Genomic DNA, 19,010 nt, shown 5'->3' on the forward strand with positions numbered 1-19,010 from the left:
GCCCCTTTCTCCTCAATTAAACGTGTCTCTCAATCAGCGCTTCCAGGGAAGAGAGCGACTGCACTCCCACTACCTTGTCAACGGGTGTCCCATTCTTAAACAGAATCAGGGTAGGAATGCTCATAACTCCGTATTTGCCTGCTGTTTCAGGATTTTCATCCACGTTGGTCTTGGCTACAGTGGCTTTCACCGCAGGATTAGCTGCCAATTCATCCAGAACAGGCGCGATCATCCGGCAGGGTCCGCACCAGGGAGCCCAAAAATCCACCAGCACCAAGCCGTCTTGCGAAATCTCCGATTGGAACGTTGCATCTGTAATATGTTTAACCGCCATGTTCAAACACTCCTTTTTCAAATTGGGGTATGCCGTCACTTTTTCCTTCATGCAGCAAACAAATCTGTCTAAGCACCTCCGCGATGGTCCACCGTTTCCAATATTGCTCCAGATGTTCCTCCGCCTCGTGAAACAGGCCATCCATCACAAATTGGACATTGGACGCGATCATACAACCGTTGTCCGGATCGCCGGAGCACCAGCCGGGCTTCAGGGTTCCCGCGCAAACAACCGTATAGATCTGTCCCAGATGGGTGGTTTCCGGGGTGCAATCCAGCATATAGCCGCCGCCGGTTCCTTCCTTGGTCGCCACAAAACCGTGGTTCCGCAGAAGGCTCATGACCTTGCGCACCCGCGCCGGATTGGTGCAGACATTGTTTGCAATCATTTCGCTGGTGGCCATATGATCGGTTCGGTGGGCCAGCAAAACCAGGCTGTGTACGGCAATGGAGAAATCGCTGTTCATGTCAGGACACCTCCGATGTACTGTAATTATATTATTTACAGTTTCGCGTGTCAAATGATTCAGCTGCCTTTAGCTTCCCCTGCCGTTTGCGAATTCATCCGCCCCCGGCGTTGAACATCCATCATACGCAGCCGAGCTTCTTGTCCATATCTCCGCGGATATCCCACAGCAGCTGCAAGGACGCCTCTATCTCCACCTTCCGGGTAGACACACTTTCCACACTGCAGCCTACAGGAATTCCCTTTTCCAGCGCAAAATCCATCAGCTCATCCATGATCTTGCGAACCAGGGTAATGGACTTGTCCAGAATGTCATGGGAATGGATTAAATCCTGCTCCAGCCAGCGGGGAAGGCTGATGCCCAGCCATTTGATGAATTCCAGCGTCTTTAAGGAGCCGCACGGAGCAAAATTAAACAGAATCGGCACCATCTCCAGCTCCTGCTCCTGGCAGGCATAATAATAGTCCGACAGAAAATCCTTAGAAGCCTCCACATTATAGATGGCCTGGGACACGAAAAAGCGGCAGCCGCTTTCCATCTTGCGGATCACCCGCATATGCTCGTCCCGGGTATTCATATGCCGCTCCGGAATCATCACCCCGCCCATTAAAAGCTGGGGATACCTGCGGCCAATCTCAAAGGCGTGAGGCAAAGTTGTCTTTACAGGCTGAGCGCTGGAGGATGCGCCCACAAACACGGCACAGGCTCCTTGGGGCTGCCGCGCTGCCCATGCTTCCAATTCGTCGGGCCGATACTTTCCCACGCTCCTGTACAGAATAGAAGGGGTCTGCAGCCCGCCCAAATATGTGCTCCTGTAAAAACCCGGGTCCAAGGCTTCCAGATAAGGAAAGGGCCGATCCCCTTCCCGGCTGTCCTCCTCTTGCACATCATACAGAATCAGTCCATCTATGGGGAGGGACGCAATCCGCTGATGCTGGGTGCCAGCTATAGTGATCAGCTTTTCTTCCGGTGTGCCCAATTTGGGCGGGGTCATGCCATAGGTCAGTATGCCGGTCCGGCGGTTCATAATCTGTTCCGCAAGCTTATGGGACATTGAGGGTTGCTCCTTGTTTTTATTCATGATCAGATACAGAAAACCGCCCGTTCACGGGTTAACAGACAACCCAATAAACAAGCGGTTTTAGGCTATGTCCGATCAGGCGGCCGATACTGCCGGCTTCACCGTATTGTATCATAAAGCCAAAAAGAGGGATAGCCGAAATACAAAGACTGCCTAATACAACAAAGGAGCTCCACATTGGAAGCTTCCTTGGCATTATTTCTTCAACACAAGTATTTCCCGCTCCGATAATCCGGTTGCTCTGGCTATAGTGGCAATATCCATATTCAGTGCCAGCATGTTCTTGGCGACTTCCCTGATTCCCGCCAATCTGGCTCCTTCGAGCATCGAGGCCTCATCATGCAAGTATGCTATGGGTACCATTTTTTGGTCATTCTAAATGGATGCCATTGATGTACAGACAAAAAAATACCACTTATTTACTGGTTTTAGACCAATAAATAAGTGGTATTTGTTGTCCAGGCGATTTGAAGTTTATTGGCATTGTTAAACGGATTTTAGATATTTATAGCCATAATTACCATGGCAATAATAACTCTAAAAAGTCCGTTATCCCTTGCTATACCCCTATTCTTCCCCCTTTCACGACACCTTATGCTCGATCCGCAGCTTGTCGGCGACCATGGCAATGAATTCGCTATTGGTGGGCTTGGCTTTGGAAATATTGACGGTGTAGCCGAACAGGTGGCTGATGCTGTCGATGTTGCCGCGGGTCCAGGCGACTTCGATGGCGTGGCGGATGGCCCGCTCTACACGGCTTGGGGTGGTCTTGAAGCGTTCCGCAATGGCGGGATACAGGGTCTTGGTAATGGCGCCAAGGATCTCGATGTTGTTGTATACCATGGTGATGGCTTCCCGCAGGTACTGATAGCCTTTAATATGGGCGGGAACGCCGATCTCATGAATGATGCTGGTAATATTGGCATCCAGGTTCCGGGATTTGTTCATGGGAACCACATTGGCCTTGTGCTGAATAACAGAAGAGGATACTCCGCCTCCCAGCATGGAATTGGCCGTAATCGGATTGGGGGAGATGAGCTGGCGGATACGGTTAGTCAGAACTTCCATATCGAAAGGCTTCAGGATATAATAAGATGCCCCCAACTGGACTGCCTTCTGGGTTATGCTCTCCTGGCCGAATGCAGTGAGCATAATGATTTTGGGCTGCGGGTTGATGTTCATTTCCCGAAGCTTCTCCAGAACGCCCAGACCGTCAAGATGAGGCATAATAATATCAAGAATCAGCACATCAGGGACCCGTCCCTCTTCAATCAGACGCAGCACGTCATTGCCGTTGTAAGCAATTCCGGATACATTCATATCTTGCTGGTCATTGATAAATTCCGATAATAACGCTGTAAACTCCCGATTGTCATCTGCCAACAATACCTCGATTTTTTGCACTCGACTAATCCTCCAATCCAAAGATGCGTACTTTTTGTTTTTCCTGACTATTCTAATTCGACACATGGGATTAAATTCCTTCTGTCGAAATTTATTTTTCTTTATTTTTTTTATGGTTTTTTATATAATATATATTTTGTCTTATCATCCAACATTCTTCGACACATTTACCGAATTATTACAACTTCATTACCCTTTCCGGCATATGCCGATGATCCACCGGGAAATAGTCTGGCCGCACCTGCTCTCTGCATTCGGAAGAGGTAGCGGAACTGAGCGACTCTTATAGCGGCTTTTGCCGCTGAGTTCCGCCTGGACGGAACTGAGGAGCGCTTATTCCCCGCCGCAGCTTGATTTCCGCCCCATTTTCACCGCATCAGGGTCGTAACGGTTTCTAAGTTCCGCTAATCCTCCATATTCCCGCTTTCCCCACCATAAGAGCCGCTGAGTTCCGCAACAGAAAGTACCTGACTGGCCACCAAAGAAAAAAAGGAAGACGTGCTTGCAAACCGGATCAGATAATAATGTACCAAAGCGCGGCGGGGCAAGATGAGAAAGAACTCCCCTTCTGATTATGCCAAAAAGACAGGCCTCAGCCTGCCTTCAGCTCCTCCATAGTCTGCTTGTCCAATACCCCTGCATCCTGAAGCATCCATTCGATGAAGCAGCCATACCCGCTGGTTGGATCGTTAACAAAGACGTGGGTGACGGCTCCGATCAGCTTGCCGTTTTGAATAATGGGGCTGCCGCTCATGCCCTGCACAATGCCTCCGGTCTTTTCGATCAGGCGGGGATCGGTAATTTTGATAACCATTCCCTTGGTGGCGGGATAATCCTGTTTGGAGACGTGGGTAATGCTAATAGAGAATTTCTCCACCTTCTGTCCGTTTACCACCGTATAAATTTCGGCCGGTCCTTCCACTACATCCTCGGCAAAGGCCACTGGCAAAGCTTCTTTGGTATAACCGTGATCAGGAAGGGCAGACATTCTGCCAAAAATACCGAAGGGCGTATTTTTTTCAATATTGCCCAAAACTTTGTTCTCGGAGCTGAATTGGGCCCGTTTTTCTCCCGGCTCCCCTGTCAGGCTTTTGGCAATGGACGTGACGTTGGAATGCACAATTTCGCCGCTGCCCACCTCTATGGGCGTCTGAGTGTCCATATCCGTAATAACGTGGCCTAATGCGCCATAAGCGTTCTGATCGGGGGAATAGAAGGTCAGAGTGCCTACACCCGCCGCGGAATCGCGAATGTATATGCCCAGCCTGTAGGCTTTGTCATTCTGGTCAAAGGAAGGAGCCAACTTGATGTGGAGCTTTTCCTTATTGCGTTTGATTTCCAGATCCAATTCGGTCTTTTCTCTTCCCGCCTGAGCCACCAGCTCCGCCATTTGATTCACGTCCTGAATCTTCCGGCCGTTAATACTTTGAATCAGATCGCCCACCTGAATTTTGGCGTCCTCTCCGGGGGAAATCTTCCGGTCGTTATCCACTGTGACCATATGATGGCCAACCACCATGACACCTGCTGATTTCAGCTTAACGCCGATGGTTTGCCCTCCTGGGACCACCCGCAAATCAGGGAGCACCTTCACCTTGACCGATTTAATCGGAATATTGCCCCACTTGACCTGCATTTCCGTCTGGCCGGCTAAGGCCGTGTGAATATGGATGGGCTCCTTCAGATTGGCCTGGAAGGTCGGCTCCGAAGAACCGTTGACGCTCATAATCCCCGGATCTCTGATGCTGATGTTGCCGGTAACGGGCATCGCCAGATGGAGCGCCTTGTCCTGGCCGGTAAAAATGCGCAGCTCATCGGGAAAGCTGGCAAAGCACTGGAACGGGGCGGAAAAGCTCAGCAAGCAAATGAAAAAAGCGATGATAAGACCTATCAATCGTTTGCGGTTGACGGAACTCAATCCCAATCACGCTCCTTTTCTCCTCCTCGCCATGAAAGAAGGCGCATGTGTCATTTGCGTACCTATAAGTTACCCCGCCCCATCCGATTTATGACTCGAAAAAGCTGCACAAGAGGCCATTATCTGCTTAAATTCCTTGTCAAAGGCCTTTTTTGGGTCTCTGCCATGGCCAGCATCTCCAAAGCATGGGATAGCGTCGTTTCCGTGATCTCTACGCCGCCAAGCATCCGGGCAAGCTCCTCCGCACGCTCTGCCGTATCCAAATCCTTGACCCGGGTGAAGGTGCGGCCGTCCTCCACCGCTTTGCTGATATAATAGTGGGCATCCGCCATGCAAGCCACCTGGGGCAAATGGGTGATGGAGAATACCTGGCAATCCGCCGACAGTCGCGCCATCCGTTCCGCAATGGCTTGCGCCGCGCGGCCGCTGACTCCCGTATCCACCTCATCGAAGACCAGTACGGGAATACGGTCCACCTTGGCAAAAATCGATTTCAGCGCCAGCATCATCCGGGAAAGCTCGCCGCCTGAGGCGATTTTGCCGAGCCCCCGCAGCGGTTCGCCCGGATTGGGAGCGATCAGGAATTCCACCTGGTCGATTCCCGACCGGGTTAACCGGACCGTCGAACCGTCCACGGTCACTCCTCTGGGGTCCTCCTGCCGCCCGATCTGGACATGGAACACGGTCCGCTCCATATGCAGCTCCTTCAGCTCCGCCTCAATGGCTGCCGAGAGCCTTAAACCCGCAGACGCCCGTTGTCCGGACAGCTTCAGCGCAAGGCGGACGCACTCCTTCTCCTGACGGGCCAGCCGGCCTTCCAGCTCCTGCTGCCGTTCCTCTTTATGATCCAAAACCGCCAGCTCCTGACGCACCTTCTCCAGATAACGGAGAATCTCTTCCACATTCTCCCCGTATTTCCGCCGGAAGGAGGAGATCAGGTTGAGGCGGTCTTCAATTTCATTCAACCGCTCCGGGTTAAACTCTACACTGTCCCGATAATCCCGGAGCTGGAACGCTGCATCCTCCAATTGGTAAAAAGAGCTCTGCATCTGCTCCAGAACGGGCCCCAGCCGGCCCGCATCGAATTGGACAATATCCTGGAGCTTAAGCACCGCCCGGCGCACCAAATCCAGTGCTTTGCCGCCAGCGTTCAGCGCTTCGTAGGAATCGTTCACGTTCTGGTACAATTTTTCTGCATTTCCTAGTTTGCTCTTTTCCTCCGCCAAACATTCATCCTCGCCGGATTTCAATTGGGCTTCGGCAATTTCCTCCACCTGGAAGCGGTACAGGTCCTGCATTTGCAGAGCCTGCTTTTCCGCTTCACGCAGAGCCGCAAGCTCCTTATGTATGCGGATATATTCACCGTATGCAGCGCTGTAGGCGGAGCGGGTCTCCTCGATCTCCTGCCCGCCAAACAAATCCAGCCAGCGGATATGCTCCTCCGCCTTCAAGAGGGACTGATGCTCATGCTGCCCGTGGATATTGATCAGCCGCTCGCCCGCTTCCCGCAGTGTGGACAGATTCACCAGCTGCCCGTTGATCCGGCTCACGCTCTTGCCCTGGACACTCAGCTCCCGCCGGATGATCAGATGCTCATCCGCGGCGGCGGTCAAGCCGATCCCTCCCAGCACCTCCCACACCGGATGGTCGGCAGGGACATCGAACAATGCCTCAATCTCCGCCTTATCCTGCCCGAACCGGACCAGATCGCTTGCGCCCCGGCCTCCGGCAATCAAGCCCAAAGCATCTATAATAATGGATTTCCCGGCGCCTGTTTCGCCTGTGAGAACATGGAATCCGTTGTGAAAGGACAGACGGACAGATTCAATCACCGCCAGATTGCGGATGGACAGCTCCTGCAGCATTGGGCAACTCCCCTTTTTTCGTTGAAATGCGCGTACAAAACTTGTCCTCCCTATTATAACAGCATTCCGCGAAAAAAGGGAACACCTATTCGTATCCCGTCCGCAAAAAAAAGCCGCCCTGAACAGATCAGGACAGCATAGCGGTAATCCGGTGTACAATTTCCTGGCTTTGCTCGCGGCTGCGGCAGATCATGAGAACAGTGTCGTCGCCGCAGATAGTGCCCATCAATTCGGGCCACTCCAGACTGTCCAGCAAAGCCCCGATGGCGTTGGCCGTACCCGGCATACTTTTCATCACGATTAAATTCTCCGTAAAATCAATGCCGACAAAATGCTCCGACAGAACGCGCTTCAGCCGGGACAAAGGGTTCACCCGCTGCTCGCTGGGAAGCGCATACTTGTAATGGCCGCTGCTTAAGGGGGTTTTGATCAGATGAAGCTCTTTGATATCCCGCGATACCGTAGCCTGGGTCACATTGTAGCCGGCGGTGCGAAGCGCTTCCACCAGCTCGTCCTGGGTCTCAATGTCCTGGGACGCCAGAATCTCCCTAATTTTGAGATGACGTTGGCCTTTCATATTGTCCTCCTTACGATTTGACGGTACTGCCAAGCAAGCGCATCCTTACGAGGTGCGGCTTTCCTCCGCAGGAACATCGAAGCGGATTTTCTCGATGCTCCTTTGCCGGGGGTCCACGTACAGAATCCCTTCCGCCTCCGGATACAGAAGCTGGTACACCAGCAGCTGGTCCCGGAGCCCGCTGCCTGTCCAGTCCAAGGGCTTGCGGTCGCGGGCCACCTTGACCACGTACAGCTTGTCCTCTTCCGCGGCGAAATGATCGATGAACAGCCTGCTCTCCAGCATCTCTCTGTCATTCACCTGAATCTGGATGGGTATCCGGCGTTTGCCGGTCAACACCTCATAACCCGAAAATTCCAACAGCTCCACTGCCGCCGTAGCCGGCACCTCCGGGTCCGGGTCAATGGCGGACTTGCCTTTAGGCGGAGCCAACAGCCAATGCCGGAACCGGTAGAGCAGCCATCCGATGATGAAGATACTGAGAAGAAAGAGAATCAGGCTGTCGCCTCTGTACATTCCGCATCCCCCCGAATACTATTCTTGTTCTAGGAGACCCGGGAAAAATCCTGCAAGCGCGAGGACACAACCGCCTGTCGGCGTCCCTTGGCTTGGAGAAATCATCCCGGCGAAGAACGGAAGGTGTGATGGGCTTGATGTACGGTCTCCCGGATGAGGCCTGCATAGTCAGGCTTGTCCCGGTCCCCTTGTTCAGAAGAGGCGTCCCCAGGGGCCGCGCCCTTGTAAGTCCAGTATGCCAAAAACTCCACATTGCCTTCCCCGCCGGTAATCGGAGAATAGGTTAGCCCCTCCAGCACAAATCCCAGCTGCCAGGCGAATTCCAGCACCGTTTCCAGCACACTCTCATGGACCTTGGCATCCCGGACCACGCCGGATTTGCCCACCTGCTCCCGCCCGGCCTCAAACTGCGGCTTGATCAAGGCGACAATCCGTCCCCCGCCGGGCAGCAGCTTGGCCAGGGCGGGCAGGATCAGGCGCAAGGAGATGAAGGAAACATCAATGGAGGCAAAGTCAGGCACAAATTCCTCCAGATGCTCAGGCTCCATATAGCGGAAATTGGTCCGTTCCATCACATGCACCCGCGGGTCATTGCGGAGAGAATAGTCCAGCTGGTTGTAGCCCACATCAATGGCATATACCCTTGCCGCCCCGTGCTGCAGCGCGCAATCCGTAAATCCGCCGGTGGAGGCCCCGATATCCAGCATACGGGCATCCTCCAGCTTCAAGCCGAAGGCGGTAATTGCCTTTTCCAGCTTCAGGCCGCCGCGGCTGACATAAGGATGGGGGGCGCCTTTGACGGTCAGCGGGAGGTCCCGGGCTATTTTCATGCCGGGCTTCTCCAGCCGCTCCGTTCCGGTAAAAACCAGTCCAGCCATTACCGCGGCCTTGGCCTTTTCCCTGCTTTCATAATAGCCCTGCTCCACCAGCAGGACGTCAATCCGTTCCTTCTCTTTTGCCACACTGTCCTCCCCGGCGCTATACTGGTAGTCTGTCCGACGAAGTTGCTTAAGCGAATCAATATTCATCCGATTTCATTCCTTTCCCTCCCAGTCATTCCATCATGAATATTGATTCGCTTTTCCTTTCGTCGGACAGACTCCTGCCAACGCCTCGCCTTAGGCATGCTGCCGTTTCTTCTGGATGAAGGCGGCCAGTTGTCCGGCCACGCTTTCTGCGGTTAGCCCGACCTCCGCCCGCTGCTCCTTGATGCTTCCGTGCTCTACAAAATAATCGGGAATGGCCAGGTTTTTCACCGGCAGCCCGTAAATGTCATGATCGGCATAAAACTCCAGCACCGCCGAGCCGAAGCCGCCCATACGGACCCCTTCCTCGATGGTAATTACCGGCAGGTGTTCCGCCGCCAAAGCAAGCAGCATCGCCTGATCCATGGGTTTGATGAAGCGGGCGTTGACCACCCGGAGAGAAATGCCATGGGCCGCCAGTCTATGGGCAGCCTCCTCGGCCACCTCCACCATCGGCCCCACAGCCAGCACAACCCCGTCGCTGCCGCCCCGCACCACTTCCCAGCTGCCGATGGGAATAAGCGACATAGGCGCAAGCTCCACCCCTCTGCCGCTAATCCGGGGATACCGGAGGGCAATGGGGCCGTCATCGTACTGGAGGGCCGTGTACAGCATGGAGCGCAGCTCCTGCTCATCCTTGGGCATCATCACCGTAAGATTGGGGATGCTGCGCATAAAGGCCATGTCATAAATCCCCTGATGGGTCTCTCCGTCAGGCCCCACAAAACCGGCCCGGTCAATGGCAAAGACCACATTGAGATTCTGGCGGGCAATATCATGGACAATCTGGTCATAAGCCCGCTGCATGAAGGTGGAGTAAACCGCATAAACCGGCTTCATGCCTTCCATGGCCAATCCGGCGCAGAAGGTGGCGGCATGCTGCTCGGCAATGCCCACATCGATCATGCGATCCGGAAAACGCTCCTGAAACCTCAACAGCCCCGAGCCCCCGGGCATGGCCGGAGTGACCGCGACGATCCGGCTGTCCGCCTCCGCCAGCTCGATCAGGGCATTGCCGAAAACCTCCGTATACATGGGCGGCCCGGAGGCTTTCATCACCTGGCCGGATTCGATCTTGTACGGGCTGATGCCGTGCCAGGTATGGGAATCCGCCTCCGCCGGGGAGTAGCCCTTGCCCTTTAAGGTCAGCACATGGATCAGCACCGGCCCATCCAGATTATCCGCCTGGCGCAGCGTTTCCAGCAGCTGGGGCAAATTATGGCCGTCCACCGGGCCCATATACTGAAAGCCCAGCTCCTCAAACAGCACCCCGTTCACCAGCAGATACTTGAGGGAGTCCTTCAGCTTCTCCACGGTTTTGGCCACCTTGCCGCCGATGGCCGGGATTTTCTTAAGAAGGTATTCCACATCATCCTTGGCCTTCAGGTAATGCCGGTCCGAACGGATTTTGCTTAAATAATTATGCATGGCTCCCACGTTGGGGGCGATGGACATTTCGTTGTCATTCAAAATGACTACAAGATTCTTCCCCTCGTGGCCGATATGGTTCATAGCCTCGAAGGCCATGCCGCCGGTCATGGCGCCGTCGCCGATCACCGCCACCACTTTATTGGACTTGTGCTGCAAGTCCCGGGCGCTGGCAAAGCCCATGGCCGCAGACAGAGAGGTGCTGCTGTGGCCGGCCTCCCAAACATCATGCTCGCTTTCGCTGCGCTTGACAAAGCCGCACAGCCCCTTATACTTGCGCAGAGTATCGAAATTCCCTTTGCGCCCGGTAAGGATCTTGTGCACATACGATTGGTGTCCGACATCGAATATGATCTTGTCCCGGGGGGACTGGTAATAGTAATGCAGGGCCAAGGTCAATTCCACAACGCCCAGATTAGGCGCCAGATGTCCTCCCGTCGACGAGAGTTTTTCGATCAGAAACCTCCGTATCTCTCCCGCCAAAGCCTCCAATTGCTCCATATTCAGCTTTTTCAGGTCTTCCGGCTGGTTGATTTGATCGAGCACTATTGTAGCCCCGCTTTCGTGTTTAAATATGCATCATTATATCACAGTCCGGAAAACCGCCACAACGCGAAACCTGGCGACGAAAAAAACTCCTATCGGAGTCCTTTCGGAGAAACGGGCTTGTCCCCAGAGGCAATTTTTATTGCCAATCAGAACATCCTGCCCGGCGGCCCCTTACAGCCTCAAAATTCCCGATGCACCAGATAATCCGCCAGCTCCAGAAGCCTGCGGGGGGCGGCAAATTGCGCTTCGAGAACAGCCTGCTTTCCGGCATCCGTCAGCTCCCTCACCTTCCGGCGGGACTCCTCCAAGCCGTACAGATACGGGTAGGTCACCTTCTGGGAGGCCTCGTCGCTGTGCACCGGCTTGCCCAGTTTGGCTTCATCCCCAGTAATGTCCAGTATATCATCCTGAATCTGGAAGGCCAGGCCAATGCTGTAGCCGTACACCTCCAACGCCTTCAGCTGCTCCGGGCTGGCTCCTGCCGTCCGGCCTCCCGCCTTGAGGGAAAAAACAATCAGATCCCCTGTTTTGTGGGTGTGGATAAACTCCAGCTCCGCCTTGCCGGTGGCCCCCTGCTCGCCCAGAATATCCGCTGCCTGGCCGCCTACCATGCCTTTGGCCCCCGCATAAACCGACAGCTCCTCCATCATGTCCAGCACAGTCTCCGCCGGCACGCCGCCGGCCCTGCCCGCCTGGGTAATGGAATAAAAAGCATGGGTCAGCAGCGCGTCTCCCGCCAAAATCGCCATGGCGTCGCCGAACACCTTATGGTTGGTGGGTTTGCCGCGGCGGAAATCATCATTGTCCATTGCCGGCAAATCATCATGGATCAGCGAGTAGGTGTGGATCATCTCGATGGCGTCCGCCGCATACCGCGCCGCCTTCGGACTGCCTCCCGCCGCTTCGGCGGCGGCATAGACAAGAACAGGCCGCAGGCGCTTGCCTCCGGCCATCAGCGAATAATGCATGGACTCCCGCAGCTTCCCCGGCACCTGCCACTCGGCCGGCAGACAGGAGGCAAGCTGCTCTTCCGTCACAGCCTGCCAATGCCCGATGTAATCCTTGATGTCAGCCTGCTTCAGCGCGTCAAAAGATTTCATATCCCTCACCCTTCATCCGCACCGGCGGCAAAAGGCTTCTTGGCGAGAGAGCCGTTTTCTTCCACCAGAATTTCGATTTTGCGCTCCACCTGCTCCAGCTTCTTGCCGCACAGATGGGACAGCTTCATTCCCTGCTGAAACAGCTCGATGGCCTGCTCCAGGGGAACATCCCCATTCTCCAGCCGGCCCACAATGATCTCCAGGCGCTCCATTGCCGCTTCAAAGCTAAGCTCCGATTCACCGGCCCAGCCGGCAGAAATGATTTCCTTATCCATCCGCATTCTCCTCCATGGCCCATACATGGCAGTCCAGACGGCCGTCGGCGAGACGGACCCTGACCAGATCTCCCGGCTGTATTTGATGAATTGATTTTATAAGTGCGGTTTCCTTTTCGTTATAAACCAGACTGTAGCCGCGCTGCATGACCTTGAGCGGACTCAGGGCGTCCAGTTGCCTAAGCGCCGCGTCAAAGCCCGCCTGCTTGTCCTTCATCAAGGCCTGCATGGCGGCGGCCAGCCGGCGGCCGAGGGCATCGCTTTGGCGCCGGGCGTAAATCACCTGCTCGCCGGGATCATGCCGGGCCAGCCGGTGGGTCAGGCTCATCCGGGCCTCCCGCGCATTGGCCAAACGCCTGTTGATCCGGTAGCCCAGCTGCTCCGTCAGCCGGTCCAGCCGTTCCACCGGCTCCAGCAGCTGCTTCCGCGGATTCAGCAAATAAGGCGAGCGCCGGACCAGGAAAAGACGCTCCCGGCCCTCCTGCAGCCTGCGCTGAAGAGCCTTGCGCATCCGCTCCTGCTCCACCGCAAGCTGCTGCCGCAGCTCCATGTGGTGGGGGACCGCCAGCTCGGCGGCGGCGGTGGGGGTAGCCGCCCGCAGATCCGCCACAAAGTCGGCGATGGTAAAGTCCGTTTCATGCCCAACGGCGGAGATGACCGGGATCTGCGAGGCATAGATGGCCCGGGCCACCGCCTCCTCGTTAAACGCCCACAGCTCCTCCAGGCTGCCGCCGCCTCTGCCCACAATGAGCAAATCCACCTCTCCCGCCTCATTGAGGCGGCGGATGGCCTTGACAATGGAAGGCGCCGCCTGCGTCCCTTGGACCAGCACCGGATAGAGCTGGACGGGAATAGCGGGAAAGCGCCGCTGCAGGGTAATGATAATATCCCGGACGGCCGCTCCCGTGGGGGAGGTGACCACCCCGATGGCCCGGGGAAACCGGGGGATGGCCCGCTTGCGGTGGACGGCGAAGAGTCCTTCCGCCTCCAGGCGCTGCTTCAGCTGCTCGTAGGCCAGATAAAGGCTGCCTACGCCGTCCGGCTGCATCTGGGTCACATACATCTGATATTGGCCGTCCCGCTCATAGACGGAGATGCCGCCCTTGGCCAGCACCTTGGTGCCGTCCTTGGGAATAAACGGCAGGCGCTGGTTGTAGGAGGCGAACATAATCGCCTTCACCCGGCTGTCCGCATCCTTCAGGGTAAAATACATATGGCCGCTGGAATGGCGGGTAAAGTTGGAAATCTCTCCGCGGACCCACACATCGGACAGGCGCTGGTCCTGCTCCAGCCGGGCCTTGATGTAGCGGGTCAGCTCTTTGACGGTGATGGCCTGCTCCGGCCCCTTCTCGGGCATCATGGCCGTTACTCCAGCCCGGCTGCCCGCTTGGCCGAAACGATGGTGTTGGCCAGCAGCATGGAAATGGTCATGGGCCCGACGCAGCCGGGAACCGGGGTAATCATCCCCGCCGTCTCCAGCACATCGTCAAAATCCACATCCCCCACCAGCTTGCCGTCGGGAAGACGGTTAATTCCCACATCGATGACAACGGCCCCCGGCTTGATATGCTTGGCCTTGATCATTTGCGGCCGCCCTACGGCCGCTACCAGAATATCCGCCTGGGAGGTGATCTTCTCCATATCCGGCGTCCGGGAATGGCAGACGGTTACAGTGGCATGCTCCCGCAGCAGCAGCATCGCCATGGGTTTGCCCACAATATTGCTGCGGCCGACCACCACGGCATGTTTGCCGGCAATGTCCACGTTCATCCGCTTCAGCACCTCAATGACACCGGCGGGGGTACATGGCAAAAACCCGGGTTTGCCGATCATCAGATTGCCCACATTCACGGGATGGAAGCAGTCCACATCCTTGTCCGGATGGATGGCGTCAATCACCTTGTCTTCATTGATATGACGGGGAAGCGGAAGCTGGACGAGAATGCCGTTGATCCGCTTGTCGCCGTTCAGGCGCTCCACCAGAGCCAGCAGCTCAGTTTCGCCGGTATCCTCAGGCAGACGGTGAACCTCGGAATAGATGCCGGCTGTTTCACAGGCCTTGGCTTTGTTGCGCACATAGACGGCGGAAGCCGGGTCGTTGCCGACCAACACCACCGCCAGTCCGGGCTGAACCTGCTTTTGGGCCAGCTCCTCCACCTCAAGCCTGAAGTGCTCGCGGACAGCTTGGACCAATTCCTTGCCGTTAATCACTTGCGCCGACATGTAACTCCCCCCAGATTTTCTTTATTGACGGATCAGGGCATAAGGCCTGTCCGGTATTGCGTTTGAGATTCTAACGGCGGTAGGCGCTCTTATTTTGCCAAAAAAAGAGGTTCTGAAATTTTAACGGCAGCCACAGACGTTATTAGAGCCAAAACGACTCCTAACAGCTCCCAATCGGCTGCATAACGGCGCTGGCCGCCGTTAGTTTTTTGCAAAGGCATATTTTCAGCAAATAGAGGCTTTTACCGCCGTTAGAATCGCCTATGGCCCCAGCAGCCAGCAACAAGAACGAAAATGGCGGTTACAGGCACAGACGCATCATGTTCCTATAAATGCACACGGGAACCGTCCCTACAGCTTGTCCTTGATGCCTTCCAGCTGAGTGATCATTTTGCCCAGCACGCCGTTGACGAACTTGCCCGATTCCTCGGTGCCGAAGTGCTTGGACATTTCGATGGCTTCGTTGACCACAACCTTGGGCGGCACATCCTCGCGGAAGACCATTTCGTACACGCCCAGGCGCAGAATTTCCCGGTCCACCTTGGACAGGCGGTCCATGGACCAGCCCTTCAGGTAGTCGGTGAGCAGGTTGTCAATGGCGGCCAGGTACTCTTCCGTTCCTGCCACCAGTTCCTTGACATCACCGGGCACAATATCCTCATTCTTCTGGCGCAGCTCGGCCTCGTTCTCCTGCAGCGCTTCTTCAATAACCATCCGGATGGCGTGATCCACATCCACTTCATTCATTCGCAATTGATACAGGCTCTGTACGGCGAGCTCTCTGGCTAATCTGCGTCTCATCGGACGACTTCAACCCCCTATTCGATACAAAACAAAACCCCATGAAAGGGCACTCCAGCGTGAGACGGTGCCGTTCCACAGGATTTATATGGTAACTCTCCTACCTGAACATCTTCCATCTTTCGGAAAGCCAGCGCCATAGGTGGTCCAGTTGAAACAGCCGCTCCCCTTGATCCAGCTTTTTCCCAATATAATAACCGATAAAAACAATGAAAGCAAAAATAAGCATGTCCCAAAAGCCTGCGAACAAATAAAGGAAGCCCAGAAAGAAGCCGAATGCCGCTCCCAGCAGCTTGCCCCGGTGTTGCTCCCACAGGTCTTTCCACATATCCGGCTTCACCCCTATTCAACCCGGCTTTTGAAGGTGGGCGCAGATTGGACGATATTGGCGATAAATACGGAAACGCCGGCCACCGGAATGCCGGTGATTTCCTCGATATGCTGCTTGACGGCGGATTGCATCTCCTCGGTCAAAGCAGGAATGGAGCTTTCCCCGTCCACCATACTGCGGATGGTCACTTCAATCCCGGCGCTGCCTACCCGGATGCGGGCGCGCAAATCCTTGACGCCGCGGGAGCGGGAGGCGGCCTTCAGCGCCAGATTTTCCACCGTTTCAATGGAAATGCGGATATCTCCCCATTCATTGCGCTGGTCGATGGAGGGCGCTTGCTCTCTGGAGCTTCGGACAGAAATGTAAAACAGGCGCAGAGCAATCAGCAGCAGCACGGCGCAGACAGAGATGAAGGCGATTGCCGGTCCCGTCTCGGTATAAACCCGCTCGGCAAAAGCCTGGGTTTCCTCCAGCGGAATCCAATTGAACGCCCCGGCCAACATGGCGCAGGCAGCTACCATGACGGCAAGGCTGAAAATAAACAAAAGAAGGCGGTCGATAATCTTGGCCATTTACAGCTTGTCCCCTTCCATGTTAGGCCTCCCTGACGGGTCCCCTTTCGTGAAGCAAGCCCCCTATAGCTAGGGGGCATAAGTGCAAAGCCGTTATTTCAGTTTAATAACGGAGGTCGCATCCTCTTCGATAACCTTCTCCGGAGTCTTGAACTGAACGCCGTGGATATGGACATTCACCTCAATCACATCCAGGCCGGTCATGGATTCGATGGCCTGCTTCACATTGCGCTGAATGTCGGAAGCCACTGCCGGAATCCGCTGCCCGTATTCAATGATAATGGAGACATCGATGGCCGCTTCCTTCTGCCCAACCTCCACCTTCACGCCCTTGGAAAGGTTCTTGCGTCCCAGAAGCTCGGCCACGCCGCTGGCGAAGCCTCCGCTCATGCCTGCTACCCCTTCCACCTCGATGGTAGCCAGACCGGCGATAATCTCAATGACTTCAGGGGCAATCTGGATGTTGCCCATGTCCGTCTTCTCATAATCTGGAGCTATGGTGCTCATATATACACCTCCCGAGCATTGTTGGACGTCCTAATACATTACTATACCATTTGGACCGAAAGTTGACAAACCCTAAGATTTACGAGTTGAGAACGTCTACCTCTTCCAGGAATTTGATATCGAAGTCCCCCTTCAGGAAGGTGGGATGCCGCATCAGCTTCATGTGAAAAGGAATGGTCGTCTGCACGCCGTCTACGGCAAATTCGGACAAGGCTCTGTTCATCCGGGCGATGGCGTCCTCCCGGGTATCTCCCCAGACAATCAGCTTGGCGATCATGGAATCGTAAAAAGGAGAGATGACATAGCCCGGATAAGCGGAGCTGTCCACCCGCACGCCCAGTCCGCCCGGGGGCAGATAGAAGGAAATCTGGCCCGGCGAAGGCATGAAATTCCGCTCCGGGTCCTCGGCATTGATCCGGCATTCGATGGCCCAGCCCTTGATCCGGACGTCCTCCTGCCGGAAGGACAGGGGATGGCCCTCGGCCACACGGATCATTTCCTTGATCAGATCCACGCCTGTCACCATTTCGGTGACGGGATGCTCCACCTGAATCCGGGTGTTCATTTCCATAAAGTAGAAATTGCCGTCCGGTCCCAAAAGGAATTCCAGCGTTCCCGCTCCGGAGTAGTTCACCGCCAGGGCGGCGCGAACGGCGGCTTCGCCCATTTTCTCCCGCACCTCGGGGGTGATGACGGAGCAGGGCGCCTCCTCCACCAGCTTCTGGCGGCGGCGCTGCACGGAGCAGTCCCGTTCCCCTAGATGGACGGCGTTGCCGTGTTTGTCGGCGATAATCTGAATCTCCACATGCTTCATGCCGGTCAGGAACTTCTCCAGATAGACCCCGGCATTGCCGAAGGCCTTCTGGGCCTCCTGCTGGGCGGTGGTAATCTGCTGGAGCAGGGATTCTTCATCGTGGGCAATCCGGATGCCCTTGCCGCCGCCTCCGGCGGTAGCCTTGATAATCACCGGATAGCCGATGTCCCTGGCAATCATCAGCGCTTCCTGCGGGTCCTCCACCAGCCCGTCGGAGCCGGGAATGACGGGGACGCCCGCTTTTTTCATCGTATCCTTGGCTACGGCCTTATCCCCCATCTTGCTGATGGCCTCGGGGGACGGCCCGATGAAGGTGATGTTGCAGCGCTCGCAGATTTCTGCGAAATCCGCATTCTCCGCCAGGAACCCGTAGCCGGGATGGATGGCGTCGGTCTCTGTCAGGGTTGCGACGCTCATCAGATTGGTAAAGTTCAGGTAGCTGTCCTTGGACAGGGTAGGACCGATGCAATAGGCTTCGTCCGCCAGCCGGACATGGAGGGAATCTCTGTCGGCTTCCGAATATACGGCGACCGTATAGATATTCATCTCCTTGCAGGCGCGGATGATCCGGACCGCAATCTCGCCCCGGTTGGCAATCAGTATTTTTTGAAACGCCATGATCTGAATGCTCCTCCCTATCAGACGCGGACCAGGAACAACGGCTGGCCGTATTCCACAAGCTGGCCGTTTTCCACCAGCACCTGCACGATCTCGCCCTTGACCTCCGCTTCAATCTCATTCATCAGCTTCATGGCTTCCACGATGCAGACCACCGTTTTCTCTGTTACCCGGTCTCCCGCTTTGACAAAAGGCGGAGCGTCCGGCGTGGGAGCGTAATAATATGTACCCACCATCGGCGAAACGATCCGGTGAAGCTGGCCTTCCTCCTCTTGCTTGGCTTGGGACTCCTTCTCCTGCGCCGGCTCGCTTCTGACGGCTTCAGCCGAAACGGCCGCAGGCGCCGGGGCAGCCTGATAGGCGGGGGTATGTGTTACCAACAGGGATTCGGTCACGCCGGGCTTTTTCAGATAGAGCTTATATCCTTCATTTTGAATCTCCAGTTCCTGCAGATTCGACTGGTCTACGAGGCGGATCAATTCCTTGATTTCGCTTAATTTGAACATGCGCCGTACCCACTCCTAAGCGTTTATTGGCCGGCTTAAACCGGCATGGACAAGCGTCTGCCGCATATGCGCCCATGGCGGTCAGCGGCTTTGGTTCATG

Annotated in this window: 21 protein-coding genes; all 21 read right to left on the reverse strand. The window is 55.6% G+C overall.

The window, feature by feature from the left end; translation table 11 throughout:
- Positions 1-16 precede the first annotated feature (16 nt).
- The 21 genes from trxA to accB all read right to left on the reverse strand — a co-directional run bounded on the left by trxA (position 17) and on the right by accB (position 18,910).
- On the reverse strand, positions 17-334 hold the full coding sequence (trxA, locus tag DQG13_RS13220; RefSeq protein ID WP_113020245.1) for a thioredoxin: 318 nt from the start codon (positions 332-334) through the stop codon (positions 17-19).
- Positions 324-800, reverse strand: coding sequence for an RrF2 family transcriptional regulator (locus DQG13_RS13225; RefSeq protein ID WP_113020246.1), 477 nt, complete (start codon positions 798-800; stop codon positions 324-326). Before DQG13_RS13225 ends, trxA begins: the two co-directional genes overlap by 11 nt.
- Positions 801-921: 121 nt before the next feature.
- Positions 922-1,854 carry a methylenetetrahydrofolate reductase gene (locus DQG13_RS13230; protein ID WP_258525663.1) on the reverse strand — a complete coding sequence of 311 codons (933 nt, stop codon included), beginning with the start codon at positions 1,852-1,854 and terminating at the stop codon, positions 922-924.
- Positions 1,855-2,076: 222 nt separating this feature from the next.
- Entirely contained in the window at positions 2,077-2,244 is a 168-nt protein-coding gene (locus DQG13_RS30765; RefSeq protein WP_181592735.1) for a hypothetical protein, read from the reverse strand.
- 219 nt (positions 2,245-2,463) lie between these two features.
- On the reverse strand, positions 2,464-3,285 hold the full coding sequence (gene spo0A, locus DQG13_RS13235; protein ID WP_113020248.1) for a sporulation transcription factor Spo0A: 822 nt from the start codon (positions 3,283-3,285) through the stop codon (positions 2,464-2,466).
- Positions 3,286-3,877: 592 nt separating this feature from the next.
- Positions 3,878-5,203, reverse strand: a complete 1,326-nt coding sequence (gene spoIVB, locus DQG13_RS13240; protein WP_113020249.1) for a SpoIVB peptidase — start codon at positions 5,201-5,203, stop codon at positions 3,878-3,880.
- 119 nt (positions 5,204-5,322) lie between these two features.
- The gene (recN, locus tag DQG13_RS13245) at positions 5,323-7,068 is read right to left on the reverse strand and encodes a DNA repair protein RecN (RefSeq protein WP_113020250.1); all 1,746 of its coding nucleotides are present in this window, start codon (positions 7,066-7,068) and stop codon (positions 5,323-5,325) included.
- Between the two features lie 127 nt (positions 7,069-7,195).
- Complete coding sequence (gene ahrC / locus DQG13_RS13250) at positions 7,196-7,645, reverse strand: transcriptional regulator AhrC/ArgR (RefSeq protein WP_113020251.1); 450 nt, start codon at positions 7,643-7,645, stop codon at positions 7,196-7,198.
- A gap of 45 nt (positions 7,646-7,690) precedes the next feature.
- Positions 7,691-8,161: a hypothetical protein gene (locus tag DQG13_RS13255; protein WP_113020252.1), complete on the reverse strand. Its 471-nt coding sequence runs from the start codon at positions 8,159-8,161 to the stop codon at positions 7,691-7,693.
- Positions 8,162-8,262: 101 nt separating this feature from the next.
- On the reverse strand, positions 8,263-9,123 hold the full coding sequence (locus DQG13_RS13260; RefSeq protein WP_181592744.1) for a TlyA family RNA methyltransferase: 861 nt from the start codon (positions 9,121-9,123) through the stop codon (positions 8,263-8,265).
- A gap of 156 nt (positions 9,124-9,279) precedes the next feature.
- Entirely contained in the window at positions 9,280-11,163 is a 1,884-nt protein-coding gene (gene dxs / locus DQG13_RS13265) for a 1-deoxy-D-xylulose-5-phosphate synthase (protein WP_113020254.1), read from the reverse strand.
- Positions 11,164-11,342: 179 nt separating this feature from the next.
- Positions 11,343-12,263, reverse strand: coding sequence for a polyprenyl synthetase family protein (locus DQG13_RS13270; protein WP_113020255.1), 921 nt, complete (start codon positions 12,261-12,263; stop codon positions 11,343-11,345).
- Positions 12,264-12,268: 5 nt separating this feature from the next.
- Positions 12,269-12,538, reverse strand: coding sequence for an exodeoxyribonuclease VII small subunit (gene xseB / locus DQG13_RS13275; protein ID WP_113020256.1), 270 nt, complete (start codon positions 12,536-12,538; stop codon positions 12,269-12,271).
- A complete protein-coding gene (gene xseA, locus DQG13_RS13280; RefSeq protein WP_113020329.1) occupies positions 12,531-13,895 on the reverse strand; it encodes an exodeoxyribonuclease VII large subunit in 1,365 nt (454 codons plus the stop codon). Before xseA ends, xseB begins: the two co-directional genes overlap by 8 nt.
- Before the next feature lie 8 nt (positions 13,896-13,903).
- Entirely contained in the window at positions 13,904-14,761 is an 858-nt protein-coding gene (folD, locus tag DQG13_RS13285) for a bifunctional methylenetetrahydrofolate dehydrogenase/methenyltetrahydrofolate cyclohydrolase FolD (protein WP_113020257.1), read from the reverse strand.
- Between the two features lie 351 nt (positions 14,762-15,112).
- Positions 15,113-15,562, reverse strand: a complete 450-nt coding sequence (gene nusB, locus DQG13_RS13290) for a transcription antitermination factor NusB (RefSeq protein ID WP_113020258.1) — start codon at positions 15,560-15,562, stop codon at positions 15,113-15,115.
- 100 nt (positions 15,563-15,662) lie between these two features.
- On the reverse strand, positions 15,663-15,890 hold the full coding sequence (locus DQG13_RS13295; protein ID WP_113020259.1) for a DUF2273 domain-containing protein: 228 nt from the start codon (positions 15,888-15,890) through the stop codon (positions 15,663-15,665).
- A 14-nt stretch (positions 15,891-15,904) separates the two neighbouring features.
- Complete coding sequence (amaP, locus tag DQG13_RS13300) at positions 15,905-16,465, reverse strand: alkaline shock response membrane anchor protein AmaP (RefSeq protein ID WP_113020260.1); 561 nt, start codon at positions 16,463-16,465, stop codon at positions 15,905-15,907.
- Between the two features lie 93 nt (positions 16,466-16,558).
- A complete protein-coding gene (locus DQG13_RS13305; protein WP_113020261.1) occupies positions 16,559-16,972 on the reverse strand; it encodes an Asp23/Gls24 family envelope stress response protein in 414 nt (137 codons plus the stop codon).
- Positions 16,973-17,051: 79 nt separating this feature from the next.
- Positions 17,052-18,404 (reverse strand): acetyl-CoA carboxylase biotin carboxylase subunit, encoded by a 1,353-nt coding sequence (gene accC, locus DQG13_RS13310; RefSeq protein WP_113020262.1) that lies wholly within the window; start codon positions 18,402-18,404, stop codon positions 17,052-17,054.
- Positions 18,405-18,424: 20 nt separating this feature from the next.
- Positions 18,425-18,910, reverse strand: a complete 486-nt coding sequence (gene accB / locus DQG13_RS13315) for an acetyl-CoA carboxylase biotin carboxyl carrier protein (protein WP_113020263.1) — start codon at positions 18,908-18,910, stop codon at positions 18,425-18,427.
- Between the last annotated feature and the right edge of the window lie 100 nt (positions 18,911-19,010).

This window comes from Paenibacillus sp. YN15 (assembly GCF_003285005.1).
Classification (GTDB): Bacteria; Bacillota; Bacilli; order Paenibacillales; family NBRC-103111; genus Paenibacillus_AR.